Consider the following 14885-nt stretch of genomic DNA (forward strand, 5'->3'; position numbering starts at 1 on the left):
CACTCCTTCGGGCGGGACTTTCCCGCCCGATTTATTTGCCTCTCTTCTGTCTGGAATCAAACCGTGACCACACTGGAAAATACCATCGGTAATACGCCGTTGATCAGGCTGCAACGCCTGACGCCCGATAACGGCAGTGAAATCTGGTTAAAGCTGGAAGGCAATAATCCGGCCGGTTCGGTAAAAGATCGTGCGGCCTGGTCGATGATTCACCAGGCGGAACTGCGCGGTGACATCAATCCGGGCGATACCCTGATTGAGGCCACCAGTGGCAATACCGGTATCGCTCTGGCGATGATCGCGGCGATGAAAGGCTATAAGTTACGCCTGCTGATGCCGGATAACATGAGCCAGGAGCGGCAGGACGCGATGCGTGCCTACGGCGCGGAATTGATTCTGGTGACGCGCGAACAGGGCATGGAAGGCGCACGCGATTTAGCGCAAGAGATGGCCGATCGCGGTGAGGGCCGGGTGTTGGATCAGTTCAATAATCCCGACAATCCCCTCGGCCACTATCTCACCACCGGCCCGGAAATCTGGCAGCAGACGCAGGGCCGCATGACCCATTTTGTCTCCAGTATGGGCACCACGGGCACTATCACTGGCGTCGGTCGCTATCTGAAAGAGTTTGCGCCAGCGGTGAAAGTCATTGGTTTACAGCCGCAGGAAGGCAGCAGTATTCCGGGCATTCGTCGCTGGCCCGAGGCTTATCTGCCGGGGATTTTCCGTCCTGAATTAGTGGATGAGGTCATCGATATGGCACAGCGGGAAGCCGAGGAAACCATGCGTGCGTTAGCGCAACGTGAAGGGATTTTCTGCGGCGTGAGTTCCGGTGGCGCGGTGGCCGGTGCGCTGCGCATCGCTAATGCCCATCCCGGCAGTGTCGTGGTGGCGATAGTTTGCGATCGCGGTGACCGCTATCTCTCCACCGGCGTGTTCCACTGATCTTCTCTTCCCCGCATTTTATCTGGCCTGCGCGTGCTGTTGTGGTGCGACCGGGCCATTTTTGTCTATAGTCTCCCTGATAATCCTCTGGTGTTGGCACTGTAAGGATCGAGTAAAATCGGCTGCGCTCATTGCCAACTCAGGCCAAAATAGCGGCAATTTTGTACGAGAGATAAAGATGAAAATTCTGCTTGTTGATGACGATGTAGAACTTGGCACCATGCTGAGCCAGTACCTGATTGCGGAAGGCTTTGAAACGCAACTGGTTTTAACCGGAACCGCCGGGATTGAAGGGGCGCTGTCGGGCAACTATACCGCGATGATTCTCGACATTATGCTGCCGGATATGAGCGGTATTGATGTGCTGCGTCAGGTGCGCCAGAACAGCCGTTTGCCGGTGATTATGTTAACCGCCAAAGGCGACAATATCGATCGCGTTATCGGCCTGGAAATGGGTGCGGATGATTATGTACCAAAGCCATGCTACCCGCGTGAGCTGGTGGCGCGTCTGCGTGCCGTACTGCGTCGTTTCGAAGATCAGGCACCGGTTCAGGACAAAAAAGAACTGCTGCGCTGGGGTGAGCTGAGCCTGAATCCGGCCACGCGCATCACCGAATGGCAGGGCAAAGCCTTTGATCTGACCGCCTCGGAGTTCAACCTGCTGGATCTGCTGCTGCGTGCGCCCGATCGCGTGGTGTCGAAGGATGAACTGTCAGAGAAAGGGCTCGGTCGTCCGCGTGAAGCTTACGATCGCAGCGTGGATGTGCACATCAGCAATATCCGCCAGAAGCTGGCCGCGCTCACCGCCGACAGCATCAACATTGAAACTGTGCGCAGTATTGGTTATCGCATTCGATGAAACACAGCTACCGCGGCCGCATGTTCTGGAAGATCTTACTGGGCTTCTGGATCGTATTTGTCATCATCAGCCAGCTGCTGTGGCTTGGTTTTACGCTTTCCGGTAATCGTCACGAGCCACCTGAAATTGTGGCTATCCGTCGTATTGTGAATTTACAGATGGCATCTGCGGTTTCTGTATTGGAGCGCGGCGGACCGAGTTCACTGGATGATATGATGGCCGATTGGGAACCCAACGACCGCCAGTTTTTTTCGGTCATCCAGCATGAAAAACCTGCCGCTACACCTGGCAATGCGCCGCCGGAAACCTTCAGTGAACCCTTCCATGGTCCGTTCCCGGATATCATCGTCCGTTGGGTGAAAGGGCAGGATGGCAAAGAGTACGAGCTGCGTTACGACGTTAAAGGATTGCGCGAAGATAGTTCGATGGGCGGCGGTGGCCCGCGACGTATCCTCAACATTCCAGAGCCGATGTTCACCTTTGCCGGGGCGCTAGGATTACTGTTCAGCTTACTACTGGCCTGGAACCTGACGCGCCCAATGCGCCAGCTGCGTGAAGGCTTTGCGCGCGTCTCCAGCGGCGATTTGTCGGTGCGACTCTATCCGGTGATGCGCCGTCGTCATGATGAACTCTCCAGCGTGGCGCAAGACTTTGATGCCATGGTGGAGCGCCTCGATACGCTGGTGAAGGCGCGTGAGGAATTATTGCACGACATCTCCCACGAACTGCGTTCACCGCTGGCGCGCCTGCAACTGGCGACCGGTCTGGCGCGGCAAACGCCGGAATCAGTGGAATCCTCTCTGAACCGCATCGATGAAGAAGCGCGTCGTCTCGACAAGATGATTGGCGAATTGCTGACGCTGTCGCGTGCGGAACATGAAAGTATGCCGGGTGAGCAGTATTTCGATCTCACTGGCCTGCTGCACGCGGTGGTCACGGACGTGCGCTATGAGGCACAGATTCCGGGGGTAAAAGTCGATTTTCAGGTGGAGGAGAACGCCGATTACACCGTGCACGGCAATGCTGAGTTGATTCGTCGTGGTGTGGAAAATGTGCTGCGTAATGCACTGCGTTTCTCGCACAAAGGCCAGCATATCAGCGTGAGGCTACAGGCGGAGAACCAATGGCTGGCGATTCGCGTGCGCGATCAGGGCCCGGGTGTTGACGACGAAAAGCTTTCCAGCATCTTCGATCCCTTCGTACGCGTTAATTCGCCACTGATGGGCAAAGGATACGGCTTAGGGCTCTCTATCGTGCGTAAGGTGATTCTGGCGCACCACGGTGAGGTACAGGCGGTCAATCGCCCTGAGGGTGGCTTAGAGCTAACGTTACGACTGCCGCGCTGGAAGCAAGACTGAAGGCTTAAGCGCTCACAATCTAACCGCGTTCTTGTGAATCCATAGCAGCGCGCCCATGCAGTCCGGTTAGCACAGGCAAGCGCGCAATGCATTGCGACTCATACTACGAAGCTATTCGCACTAAGCCGTGCATCTAACGCAGTAAAAAGCAGCACGCACTATGTGGAGTAGGGCAGGACGACCGGGCAGAGGAGCAAAGCGTCCCTCGCCATGGAAGGCGAGGGACGAGGCCCAGGGATGGTTTATGCCGTCTTTGCGATCTGCCCGGTCGTCCTGACCGACCGCACTAGCCCTAACGCCACCGCACCATCCCTAACGCCACCGCACTAGCCCTAACGCCACCGCCCACCTCGTCCTCACCCTTGCAGTACCAGCCAGCAACACAAACAAAAACGGCACCCATTGGGTGCCGTTTTTACTATCCAGACGCTGCTTACTTCTTGATGCGGATAACCGGGGTTTCACCCACAGTTACCTGACCGGAGAGTTTGATCAGATCTTTGATTTCGTCCATGTTCGAGATCACAACCGGCGTCAGCGTGGATTTTGCTTTCTCTTCCAGCAGTGGCAGATCAAACTCGATCACCACATCGCCTTTTTTCACTTTCTGGCCTTCTTCGGCGATGCGTTTAAAGCCTTCACCTTTCAGTTCAACCGTATCGATACCGAAGTGGACGAACAGCTCAATGCCGTTGTCAGATTCGATTGAAAAGGCGTGGTTGGTCTCAAAAATCTTGCCAATGGTACCATCAACCGGTGCAACCATTTTGTTGCCAGTCGGTTTAATGGCGATACCATCACCCACGATTTTCTCAGCAAATACCACATCAGGTACGTCTTCGATATTCACGATTTCGCCTGACAGAGGCGCAACGATATCAATAGTCCCTGACGCGCTCTCTGATTTTTCGCCAAAAAGTTTAGAAAACAAACCCATGATCTTCTCCTAAGCAGTAATTTGGGGCCAGCGTCTCGTGGATCAGCAGAGCGTTTTTTCTTTAATGAACTTGTTCACCAGGTTCATTAAATCTTCCGCTGTGGGTTGAGCCAGAGCCTGCTCCGCCAATGCCTTCGCATCTTCGAAATTAGTATTACGAATAATCTTCTTGATGCTCGGGATTGAAATGGCACTCATGCTGAATTCGTCCAGCCCCATTCCCAGTAACAGTAGTGTAGCACGTTCATCACCAGCCAGCTCACCACACATGCCGGTCCATTTCCCTTCGGCATGTGATGCGTCGATCACTTGCTTGATGAGGCCCAAAACAGATGGCGTCATTGGGTTATAGAGGTGTGAAATCAAATCATTACCACGATCGACCGCCAGAGTATACTGCGTCAGGTCATTTGTCCCAATACTAAAGAAGTCGACTTCTTTCGCCAGATGGCGCGCAATCACCGCTGAAGCCGGTGTTTCCACCATAATGCCCACTTCAATGGTCTCATCAAAGGCTTTGCCTTCTTCGCGCAGCTGGGTTTTCAGCAGCTCCAGTTCGGCCTTCAGTGCACGCACTTCTTCCACCGAAATGATCATCGGGAACATGATGCGCAGTTTGCCGAAGGAAGAGGCACGCAGGATAGCGCGCAGCTGAGCATGCAGAATCTCTTTGCGGTCCATGGCGATACGAATCGCACGCCAGCCGAGGAACGGGTTGTCCTCTTTTGGCAGGTTCATGTACGGCAGGTCTTTATCGCCGCCGATGTCCATGGTACGCACGATAACAGCCTGAGAACCCATGGCTTCCGCCACCGCTTTGTAAGCCTGGAACTGCTCTTCTTCAGTGGGCAGTGAATCTCGGTCCATAAACAGGAATTCGGTACGATACAGGCCCACGCCTTCCGCACCGTTGCGCTCTGCACCGGCGACATCGCGTACGGTACCGATGTTGGCGCACACTTCCACCTGATGGCCGTCCAGGGTGATGGCGGGCAAATCTTTCAGTTTCGCCAGTTCGTGCTTTTCAGACAGGTATTGCGTCTGAATCGCTTTCAGTTCTTCTTGTTCTGCATCGGTAGGATTAACGTAAATCTTGTTATTCACGCCATCAAGAATCAGGAAGTCACCGTTTTTGATTTGCGTGGTGACGTTACCAGTACCGACAATCGCTGGGATCTCCAGAGAACGCGCCATGATGGACGTATGCGAGGTACGGCCACCGATATCGGTGATAAAGCCCAGCACCTTCTTCAGGTTCAGCTGTGCGGTTTCTGACGGCGTTAAATCTTTCGCCACCAGAATAGATTCTTCTGCGATAGCACCCAGGTCGACAATATGCAGACCGAGGATGTTTTGCAGCAGACGCTTACCGATGTCACGTACGTCAGCCGCACGTTCTTTCAGGTATTCGTCGTCGAGTTCTTCCAACGCCTTGGCCTGGCCATCAATGACAGAGTACGCCGCAGCGTCAGCCGTTACGTGATCTTTCTTAATCAGGTCGATGATTTCCTGCTCAAGCTCTTCGTCTTCGAGCAGCATGATGTGACCTTCAAAGATCGCCGCTTTCTCTTCACCGAGGGTTTCACCGGCTTTGACACGGATGGCTTCGAGCTGTACTGCCGCTTTGCCACGTCCATCAAGGAAGCGTTGAACTTCTTGCTCAACCTGATCGTCAGTAATTTTTTTACGGCTGATGACGATCTCATCTTCCTTCAGCAGAAGTGCTTTGCCGAAAGCGATACCCGGTGATGCTAAAATGCCTGAAATCATAACCCTACCTTTTAATCACGATGGCTCATTGACCCAATGCGTTGCCACTGTCGCGGAACAGTACTCTAAGGAAGCAAGAACGCGGACAGGTTGTCCGCGATCAAGATATTTGCACTCAATGGGGCAAAGGAGTCAGTTTAGTTGCTTGCCTGAGCGGAATTACTCCAGCTCAGCCATCAGTTTCACCAGGTGCTCAACCGCTTGCTGCTCATCTTCACCTTCAGCAGACAGCGTAACAACCGTACCCTGAGTCAGACCCAGAGTCTGCAGTTTGAACAGGCTTTTCGCGCTGGCAGATTTGCCATTAGAGGTCACAGTGATGTCTGACTGGAAAGCCTTAGCTTCTTTCACGAACTGAGCTGCAGGACGGGTATGAAGGCCGTTAGGTGCGGTAATGGTAACTTCTTGCTGGAACATTCTATTTCCCCAACTTTATCAGGTTTGGTGTTATGGATCTAAAGTCTAGCCTGGAGCCGTCACTTTAGCCTGTATAGGTGCGCTGGTGTGGCATTAAGCTGACCAAAAAATGCGCTTAGTAATGTGCGTCTTTCAGCAGCAGATCAAAAACTGTGCGAAAAGGTCACCTTGATAAGTATGCCGTGATTCGCCGTTTCGCCAAATCAGTAATTCCATTCAGCTTGATCCACTTCAAAGCCAGATTAATTTCAGGCACCGAAATAATTGGGAGCTTAAATACCAGAGCCGCGTCATTGAAATCAATCTGTCTGGTGATAAAAGTGAGATCTGCGCCACAAAAAAGCACCCATTCGGGTGCTTTTTTCATCGTTTTCAGACTATGGCGGTTACTGCTGCAGCTCTTTTTCAGTGAACAGATCGGCAAACAGGGCGGTGCTTAAATAGCGCTCGCCAGAGGAGGGCAGGATCACCACGATATTCTTATTGGCGAATGCTTCGTCTTCCTGCAGCTTCAGTGCTGCAGCCACTGCCGCACCTGAAGAGATACCGGCCAGAATGCCTTCTTCTTCCATCAGCTGACGCGCGGTGCTGATGGCTTCTTCGTTGGTGATGGCGACAACCCGATCAACCAATTTCAGGTCAAGGTTGCCGGGGATGAAACCTGCACCGATGCCTTGAATTTTGTGTGGGCCCGGCTTGATCTCTTCGCCAGCGATAGCCTGAGCGATGACCGGAGAGTCAGTCGGCTCTACCGCGACGGTGATTAAGTCTTTTTTGCCTTTGGTGTTCTTGATGTAACGGCTCACGCCTGTCAGCGTGCCGCCGGTGCCCACGCCCGCAATGAACACATCCACTTCACCGTCGGTGTCTTCCCAGATTTCCGGGCCGGTGGTTTTCTCATGGATCTCCGGGTTAGCCGGATTGCTGAACTGCTGCAACAGCACAAATTTATCCGGATCGCTGGCAACGATTTCCTCGGCTTTAGCAATGGCACCTTTCATACCTTTTGCGCCTTCGGTCAGCACCAGATTCGCGCCCAGTGCTTTCAGCAGCTTGCGACGTTCAACAGACATGGTCTCTGGCATGGTCAGCGTGAGTTTATAACCGCGAGCGGCGGCCACGTAAGCCAGTGCAATACCGGTGTTACCGCTGGTTGGCTCAACCAGTTCAACGCCCGGCTTTAAGATTCCGCGTTTTTCTGCGTCCCAAATCATATTGGCACCGATACGGCATTTGACGCTGAAGCTCGGGTTACGCGATTCGACCTTCGCCAGGATGCGTCCATTACCAATGCGGTTCAGTCGAACCAGCGGCGTATGACCAATTGTCAGAGAGTTGTCTTCATAGATCTTACTCATAGCTCGTCCTTAACTGTATGAAATATTGGGAACCCTCAGAGCATACCTGTTCTTCCGGTGTGCGGAAGGAAAGAAATCGCATATCTATATAGCCCACAACCATAAGCCTTACGCAAAAAAGCATAAGGCTTTTTGAAGCTTTAGTGACGTGCATGCTGTAGGCGGTAGCGATCAACCCACATCGCAGTCGCGCCACATACGGCCACCGGCATGATAGCCAGGTTCAGAATCGGAATCATGGTGAACAAACTGACCAGCGCGCCAAATTGCATGTTCGCCGTTTTATGCTGACGTAACGCACTGCGCATCTGCTGAAAACTCACTTTGTGGTTATCAAACGGATAGTCGCAGTACTGCACCGACAGCATCCACGCGCTAAACAGAAACCATAATACCGGTGCCACCGTTTGTCCAAAACCGGGGATAAAGTAAAGCAGCAGCAGTCCCAGTGCACGCGGTAAATAGTAGCCAAGCTTCTGTAATTCGCGCTTCATGATGCGCGGGATATCTTTAACCATCGCCATCCAACCGCTATCCGGCAGCGGGTGACCGGTGAGGCGGCCTTCCAGCTGCTCGGCCAGCAACCCACAAAAGGGGGCGGCAATCCAGTTCGCGATGGTGGAGAAGAAGTAGCTGAATACCAGCACAATCGATATGACGGAAAGCGGCCACAGCAAATAACTGAGCCACTGTAGCCAATCAGGGATGTGCGACATCAAGGCCGGAATCCACTCTCCGAGCCGTTGAAACAGCCAGATAAAGGCGCCTCCCAGCAGCAAAATGTTCACCAGCAGAGGAATAATGACGTAACGACGAATGCCAGGCAGACGTACCAGTCTCCAGCCTTCGGCAAAGTAATGAATACCATTTAATGATGAGGGCGATTTCTCAACGGGCATAGCGAGCCTTTCTCCTTTATGTGGCGGCGCGAACATCATAACCTGGCTTTTTGTCGGTGGCAGGCGCACTTTGCGCGAAAAATCAGCAAAAAAGCGTGGGGCAGCTATCTTATTTGTCAGAAAATACTGCACAGACTTGCACTTGTTTAGCTGGGCAAATACAGTTAGAGGATAAAGTTTGCCGTGGTGGCAAGGTATTGGAACAACAGAGAATACAATGATGCAGGATTTGCGTCTGATATTAATCGTTGTTGGCGCGATCGCCATAATAGCGTTGCTACTTCACGGACTGTGGACCAGCCGTAAAGAGCGCTCTTCCGTGTTTCGCGATCGCCCGCACAAACGTCTGAAACAGCGCGAAGAAGCGGATGAAGATCTGCTGAGCGAAGAAGATGATGATGGTGTCGGCGAAGTGCGTGTCCGTCGCAATCGTGACGCGCATGTCGAACCCGAATTCGACGCACCTGTGACTAAGCCTGTCAGCGCGCCACGTGCGCCTGAACCTGCGCGTCAGCCATTCCCGCGTCATGAAACCCCATTGATGGGTGATCCGCTGCTGGATGATGAGCCGGAAGTGCGCCAGCCTGCACCTGCGCCACAACCGCCGGTGGTTAGACCTGCGCCGCAGCCACAACCGCAGCCTCACTCCGTTCAGGCCGATCCCTTACTGGATAACGAGCCACTTTCTGCCACGCAGCCTGCGCCTGAGTTCCAGGCCGCTGAAGAGCCCGAATACGAAGAAGAAGCGCCGGTTGCACACGATGAACCAAAACAGTCTGCTGCTTCTACCCAGAGAAAAAATGAAGCGGTACTGGTGTTGCATGTTGCTGCCCACGCCGGTGGCGAACTGAACGGTGAAGCTCTGTTGCAGGGTATTTTGCAAGCGGGCTTCCAGTTTGGTGAGATGAATATTTTCCATCGTCACCTGAGCCCAGCGGGCAGCGGTCCTGTGTTGTTCAGTCTGGCAAATATGGTGAAACCGGGGTCCTTTAATCCCGACACCATGGGCGATTTCAGCACGCCAGGTATCTCCATCTTTATGATGGTGCCGTCGTATGGCGATGCGAACCAAAACTTCAAGCTGATGCTGCAATCTGCCCAGCGTATTGCGGACGATGTCGGCGGGGTTGTGCTGGATGATGAGCGTCGCATGATGACGCCACAGAAGCTGGAAACTTATAAAGCGCGTATTCGCGAAGTTATCGGCTGATAGCCGCGAACAAAATCAAATATTAACGAAACAACCCCCGCATGTCGGGGGTTTTTTATCGGATAAAACACTATGAAATCGGTTCAGGAGCAGATCACCGCGCTGCGCACCTCGTTACGTCACCATGAGTACCTCTATCACGTGATGGATACGCCGGAAATTCCGGATGCAGAATATGACCGACTGATGCAGCAATTGCGTGAACTGGAAGCGGCACATCCCGATCTCATTACCCCGGATTCGCCGACTCAGCGCGTGGGAGCAGCACCGCTGGCCGCCTTCGAACAGGTGCGCCACGAGGTGCCGATGCTGTCACTCGACAACACTTTCGATGAAGCCGGTTTCCTTGCCTTCAATAAGCGCGTCCAGGATCGCCTGAAAAGCAGCGACGATCTGACCTACTGTTGCGAGCTTAAGCTGGATGGCCTGGCGGTCAGTCTGTTGTATGAAGATGGACTGCTGGTGCGTGCGGCGACACGCGGCGATGGCACCACGGGCGAGAATATTACCGCCAACGTGCGCACTATCCATGCCATTCCGCTGCGCCTGCACGGCGACAATATTCCTGCACGTGTCGAAGTACGTGGTGAAGTCTTTATGACCGAAGCGGGCTTCGAGAAACTCAATGAGGATGCACGTCGCACCGGCGCGAAAGTGTTTGCCAACCCGCGCAACGCCGCGGCGGGATCGCTACGTCAGCTCGATCCGCGCATTACCGCTAAACGTTCTCTGACTTTCTTCTGTTACGGTTTCGGCCTGCTGGAAGGCGGTGACATGCCCGCCAGCCACTGGCAGCGTCTGCAGCAATTTAAAGCCTGGGGTTTGCCGGTCAGTGACCGTATTCGCCTCGCGCATACGGCGGAAGAGGTGCTGGAATTTTATCGTCAGGTTGAGCAGGATCGCCCGACACTCGGATTCGATATTGATGGCGTGGTCATCAAGGTCGATTCGCAGGCACTGCAGGAACAATTAGGCTTTGTCGCCCGCGCCCCGCGCTGGGCCGTGGCTTTTAAATTCCCGGCGCAGGAGCAGATGACCTTCGTGCGCGATGTTGAATTCCAGGTGGGACGTACCGGCGCGATTACGCCTGTTGCGCGTCTGGAGCCGGTGCAGGTAGCCGGCGTGGTGGTGAGTAATGCCACACTGCACAACGCCGATGAAATCGCGCGTCTTGGCCTGCGCATTGGCGACAAAGTGGTGATTCGCCGCGCCGGTGATGTGATTCCGCAGGTGGTAAACGTAGTGGAATCCGAGCGTCCGGATGATACCCGTGAAATCGTCTTCCCCAGCCATTGCCCGGTGTGTGGCTCGGATGTCGAGCGCGTGGAAGGCGAAGCCGTTACCCGTTGTACCGGTGGGCTGATTTGTGGTGCCCAGCGTAAAGAGGCGCTCAAACATTTTGTTTCTCGTCGTGCGATGGATGTTGACGGCATGGGCGACAAAATTATCGATCAGCTGGTCGAAAAAGAGTACGTACAAACACCTGCCGATCTGTTCCGTCTGACGGCGGGCAAGCTGACGGGACTGGATCGCATGGGGCCGAAATCGGCACAAAATGTGGTGGATGCGCTCGAAAAAGCGAAACTCACCACGCTGCCTCGCTTCCTGTATGCCCTTGGAATCCGTGAAGTCGGTGAAGCCACTGCGGCCAATCTGGCCAATCATTTTGGCGATCTTGAGAAGGTGATGAACGCCGATCTGGATGCGCTGATTGCGGTGCAGGACGTGGGTAAAGTCGTGGCCGCGCATGTGCGCAACTTTATGGAAGAAGAGAGCAATCGCGAAGTCATCCGCGAACTCACCCAAGAGGTGGGCGTGCATTGGCCACAGCTGGAAGTGGTAAATGTTGAAGAGATCGACAGCCCATTTGCCGGCAAGACCGTGGTGCTGACCGGTTCGCTGTCGCAGATGAACCGTGATGATGCTAAAGAACGTTTAGTGGCGCTGGGCGCGAAAGTCAGTGGCAGCGTATCGAAGAAGACGGATTTGTTAATTGCCGGTGAAGCGGCCGGTTCCAAACTGGCGAAAGCGCAGGAGCTCGGTATACCCGTGATCGACGAAGCGGAAATGATTCGGCTACTGGGAGCCTAACGTGGACAAACATCAGCTGGTTGAAATCGCCAATACCGCCATGCCATTCGGCAAGTATAAAGGCCGCATGCTGATTGATGTGCCAGAAGAGTATCTGCTGTGGTTTGCGCGTAAAAACGAATTTCCGGCAGGGAAGTTAGGCGAGCTGATGCAACTGACCTTAGCGATCAAAATTGAAGGATTGCAGGGGTTAGTTAAACCCCTCAAGCGCAGTGAATAACAAAATGGCCCGCAATCGCGGGCCATTTTACTTATGATTTCTGTACTTCAACTTGCTGTTGCGCCAGCCGCTTCTCATTGCCCGCTTTATAGCGTTGAGCGATGAAGGAGCAGACCATCAACTGCACCTGATGGAAGATCATCAGCGGCAGCACGATAATCCCCACTGAGCTGGCCGGGAACAGGATATTGGCCATCGGCACGCCATTGGCGAGACTCTTTTTCGAACCACAGAACAGCACCACGATTTCATCGGCGCGGCTGAAACCAAACAGACGCGAGGCACCCAGGTTAATCGCCAGCGCCACAAACAGAATCAGCACGCTGCCTGCCAGAATCCACAGCAGCGTATCCACACCCACGCGATGCCAGATACCATTGACCACCGCTTCACTGAACGCGGAGTAGACCACTAACAGAATCGAGGTCTGGTCAGTTTTACCAATCAGGCTGCGATGTTTCTCCACCCAGCCGCCAATCCAGCGACGAGACATATGACCAATCACAAACGGCACCAGCAGTTGCAGCATGATTTTGCCAATCTGCTCCAGACCGTTGCTCGGCGCATCGCTATGGACGTTCATCACCAGATTCACCAGCAGCGGCGAGATGAATACGCCCAGCAGGCTGGATGCCGAAGCGGCACAGACCGCAGCCGCAACGTTGCCGCCCGCCATGGAGGTGAAGGCAATCGCAGACTGCACGGTGGCAGGCAGAATACACAGATAAATGAAGCCGGTATAAATCTCTGGCCCGACGTTCACCGGATGCCACCATACCAGCAGCAAGCCAAGAATCGGGAACACCACGAAAGTGCTGCACATGATCCACAGATGCAAACGCCAGTGGCTGCTGCCGGCAATGATTTTCTCGCGTGACAACTTGGCACCGTGCATAAAGAACAGCAGGGCGATGGCGGCGGTGGTCAGGTATTCAAAGAAATCGACAAACCCGCCTTTGGCCGGGATGAAGCTGGCCAACAGCACAGTGATGATGAGTTTGACCATCATCGGGTCGAGTCGTAAAAAGCCCATTGTTACAATCCGGTTAAAATAAAAAAGATGGTGCTGATTGTGCGCCAGCTAGGTTTAGAAATAAAATTGATTTATTGCATCAATCTATGAGCGATATCGATGAATTACACCTTACGTCAGTTACGCACCTTTGTGGCTGTGGCGCAGCAGGGCAGTTTTAGCCAGGCAGGGCAGGCGATTGGGCTCAGCCAGTCGGCGGTCAGCCACAGTATTAAAGAGCTGGAAGCGGAAATGGGCGTGCGTTTGCTGGACCGCACCACACGTGAAGTGATGCTGACGGAAGCGGGGCACCAGCTGGCATCGCGGCTGGAACGTTTGCTGGAGGAGTTAAACACGACGCTGCTGGATGTGCGCAGTTACGGCGAGCAGCGCAGTGGCACCGTACGTGTTGCCGCCAGCCAGACACCTTCGGCAAATCTGATGCCGCAGTGTCTGGCGAGTAGCCAGCAACGTTATCCGGATATCCGCGTCATCCTGCACGATCGCGCTCAGCAGTCAGTGCTGCAAAGCGTGCGTAATGCGGAGGTGGATTTTGGCATTGTCATCGGGCCGCTAGGGGATGCCGATCTGGATTACGAAGCGATTTTGCAGGAGCCGTTCTTATTGTTGTGCCATGCGGATGATGTTTTGGCCCAGGTCGAGCGAGCGGAATGGACGATGCTGGCGGGGCGCAACCTGGTTTTGCAGGATTATGCTTCAGGAAGTCGTCTTCTGGTGGATGCGGCGCTGCAGCAGTTATCGATTCAGGTGCAGGTGGTGCAGGAAATTGGTCATCCCGCCACGCTGTTTCCGATGGTGGAAGCCGGTATTGGCATCAGCATTTTGCCTGCGCTGGCGTTACCGCTGCCGGCGGGGCGGAAACTGACGGTGCGACGCCTCTATCCGGAAATCCATCGAAATCTGATGCTGATTAAACGCAAAAATCGCTCTCTGACACCCGCTGCGGAAGCGATCTGGCAGGAAGTGCGCCAACAAGCAGGCCTGCTGGCGCAACAACGTGCTCTCAAACCGGCGTTTTAGACGTAAACGTTGATCTGATTGGTCTCGGTCGGACGGTTAATGCCATCGGCTTTCTGGGCGCTGGTGGCACTTTCCGTCGTGGGCTGCTGTGCTTCTTGTTTCTGTTGTGCTTTTTCTGCTGCCTGCTGCTCGATTTGTGCAATCTGCGCTTCAATCATCTGAATCTGCGATTGCAACATCTGTTCCTGTTCAGATTTTTGCTCATCTGTCAGGGAGTCATCACTGGATAAATCTTTAATTTCTTTGGTGATGCTTTGAATCTGTTTATTCAGGCTGGCAATTTCTGACGTTGAACCGCTACCGCTGCTTGCGGTACTGACACTGCTAACACTTGAGATAGTAGACATGGTTTTCTCCTTGCAATAGACCATTATCGTTATCGGCAAGGGGATAAAACGGCTTGAGCACACAAAGCGTTAAGTGTTTGCAAAGGTTTTGTGAGGACGGGCAAATCGCAGATAGCAAAAAGGCGCCTTTAGGGCGCCTTTCTACATTGGTGGGTCGTGCAGGATTCGAACCTGCGACCAATTGATTAAAAGTCAACTGCTCTACCAACTGAGCTAACGACCCGAAGTGGTGGGCGATGACGGGCTCGAACCGCCGACCCCCTCCGTGTAAAGGAGATGCTCTACCAACTGAGCTAATCGCCCACTTCGGAACTGCTTAACAAGAGTGTCATCTGACTAAGATATGGTGGGCGATGACGGGCTCGAACCGCCGACCCCCTCCGTGTAAAGGAGATGCTCTACCAACTGAGCTAATCGCCCA

The 14885-nt window shown here is 53.8% G+C and carries 14 protein-coding genes and 3 tRNA genes; 7 read left to right on the plus strand and 10 right to left on the minus strand.

Features of this window, described 5'->3' with window-relative positions; translation table 11 throughout:
- Positions 1–63 precede the first annotated feature (63 nt).
- The 3 genes from cysM (at position 64) to AC1MDE_RS19080 (ending at position 3162) form a co-directional block, all read left to right on the plus strand.
- Positions 64–945, plus strand: coding sequence for a cysteine synthase CysM (gene cysM / locus AC1MDE_RS19070; protein ID WP_058959071.1), 882 nt, complete (start codon positions 64–66; stop codon positions 943–945).
- Positions 946–1123: 178 nt separating this feature from the next.
- Positions 1124–1804 carry a response regulator transcription factor gene (locus AC1MDE_RS19075; protein ID WP_034825869.1) on the plus strand — a complete coding sequence of 227 codons (681 nt, stop codon included), beginning with the start codon at positions 1124–1126 and terminating at the stop codon, positions 1802–1804.
- A complete protein-coding gene (locus AC1MDE_RS19080) occupies positions 1801–3162 on the plus strand; it encodes an ATP-binding protein (protein WP_479399147.1) in 1362 nt (453 codons plus the stop codon). Before AC1MDE_RS19075 ends, AC1MDE_RS19080 begins: the two co-directional genes overlap by 4 nt.
- A 433-nt stretch (positions 3163–3595) precedes the next feature.
- On the opposite strand, the gene crr is transcribed toward AC1MDE_RS19080, so the two are convergent.
- The 5 genes from crr to cysZ all read right to left on the minus strand — a co-directional run bounded on the left by crr (position 3596) and on the right by cysZ (position 8543).
- Positions 3596–4099: a PTS glucose transporter subunit IIA gene (gene crr, locus AC1MDE_RS19085; protein WP_034825872.1), complete on the minus strand. Its 504-nt coding sequence runs from the start codon at positions 4097–4099 to the stop codon at positions 3596–3598.
- Positions 4100–4141: 42 nt separating this feature from the next.
- Positions 4142–5869 (minus strand): phosphoenolpyruvate-protein phosphotransferase PtsI, encoded by a 1728-nt coding sequence (gene ptsI, locus AC1MDE_RS19090; RefSeq protein ID WP_058959069.1) that lies wholly within the window; start codon positions 5867–5869, stop codon positions 4142–4144.
- Between the two features lie 159 nt (positions 5870–6028).
- Positions 6029–6286 carry a phosphocarrier protein Hpr gene (gene ptsH, locus AC1MDE_RS19095; protein ID WP_034825876.1) on the minus strand — a complete coding sequence of 86 codons (258 nt, stop codon included), beginning with the start codon at positions 6284–6286 and terminating at the stop codon, positions 6029–6031.
- A 386-nt stretch (positions 6287–6672) separates the two neighbouring features.
- Positions 6673–7644 carry a cysteine synthase A gene (cysK, locus tag AC1MDE_RS19100; protein WP_034825880.1) on the minus strand — a complete coding sequence of 324 codons (972 nt, stop codon included), beginning with the start codon at positions 7642–7644 and terminating at the stop codon, positions 6673–6675.
- Between the two features lie 140 nt (positions 7645–7784).
- The gene (cysZ, locus tag AC1MDE_RS19105; protein ID WP_058959067.1) at positions 7785–8543 is read right to left on the minus strand and encodes a sulfate transporter CysZ; all 759 of its coding nucleotides are present in this window, start codon (positions 8541–8543) and stop codon (positions 7785–7787) included.
- 217 nt (positions 8544–8760) lie between these two features.
- Between cysZ and zipA the strand changes: the two genes are divergently transcribed.
- The 3 genes from zipA to AC1MDE_RS19120 all read left to right on the plus strand — a co-directional run bounded on the left by zipA (position 8761) and on the right by AC1MDE_RS19120 (position 12064).
- Positions 8761–9753 carry a cell division protein ZipA gene (gene zipA, locus AC1MDE_RS19110; protein ID WP_058959066.1) on the plus strand — a complete coding sequence of 331 codons (993 nt, stop codon included), beginning with the start codon at positions 8761–8763 and terminating at the stop codon, positions 9751–9753.
- Positions 9754–9825: 72 nt separating this feature from the next.
- Positions 9826–11844 carry an NAD-dependent DNA ligase LigA gene (gene ligA / locus AC1MDE_RS19115; protein ID WP_058959065.1) on the plus strand — a complete coding sequence of 673 codons (2019 nt, stop codon included), beginning with the start codon at positions 9826–9828 and terminating at the stop codon, positions 11842–11844.
- A 1-nt stretch (position 11845) separates the two neighbouring features.
- Positions 11846–12064 carry a DUF3820 family protein gene (locus tag AC1MDE_RS19120; protein ID WP_038645584.1) on the plus strand — a complete coding sequence of 73 codons (219 nt, stop codon included), beginning with the start codon at positions 11846–11848 and terminating at the stop codon, positions 12062–12064.
- A 31-nt stretch (positions 12065–12095) separates the two neighbouring features.
- Here AC1MDE_RS19120 and AC1MDE_RS19125 read toward each other — a convergent pair whose 3' ends face one another.
- Positions 12096–13097 carry a bile acid:sodium symporter family protein gene (locus AC1MDE_RS19125; RefSeq protein WP_034825889.1) on the minus strand — a complete coding sequence of 334 codons (1002 nt, stop codon included), beginning with the start codon at positions 13095–13097 and terminating at the stop codon, positions 12096–12098.
- 99 nt (positions 13098–13196) lie between these two features.
- On the opposite strand from AC1MDE_RS19125, the gene AC1MDE_RS19130 reads away from it, so the two are divergent.
- Positions 13197–14117 (plus strand): LysR family transcriptional regulator, encoded by a 921-nt coding sequence (locus AC1MDE_RS19130; protein WP_058959064.1) that lies wholly within the window; start codon positions 13197–13199, stop codon positions 14115–14117.
- On the opposite strand, the gene AC1MDE_RS19135 is transcribed toward AC1MDE_RS19130, so the two are convergent.
- The 4 genes from AC1MDE_RS19135 to AC1MDE_RS19150 all read right to left on the minus strand — a co-directional run bounded on the left by AC1MDE_RS19135 (position 14114) and on the right by AC1MDE_RS19150 (position 14884).
- On the minus strand, positions 14114–14464 hold the full coding sequence (locus AC1MDE_RS19135) for a FlxA-like family protein (protein WP_058959063.1): 351 nt from the start codon (positions 14462–14464) through the stop codon (positions 14114–14116). The two genes, AC1MDE_RS19130 and AC1MDE_RS19135, sit on opposite strands and share 4 nt — an antisense overlap.
- Positions 14465–14611: 147 nt before the next feature.
- A tRNA-Lys gene (locus AC1MDE_RS19140) sits at positions 14612–14687 on the minus strand.
- Positions 14688–14691: 4 nt separating this feature from the next.
- Positions 14692–14767, minus strand: a tRNA-Val gene (locus tag AC1MDE_RS19145).
- Positions 14768–14808: 41 nt separating this feature from the next.
- Positions 14809–14884, minus strand: a tRNA-Val gene (locus AC1MDE_RS19150).
- Between the last annotated feature and the right edge of the window lies 1 nt (position 14885).

This window comes from Pantoea folii (genome assembly GCF_056678875.1).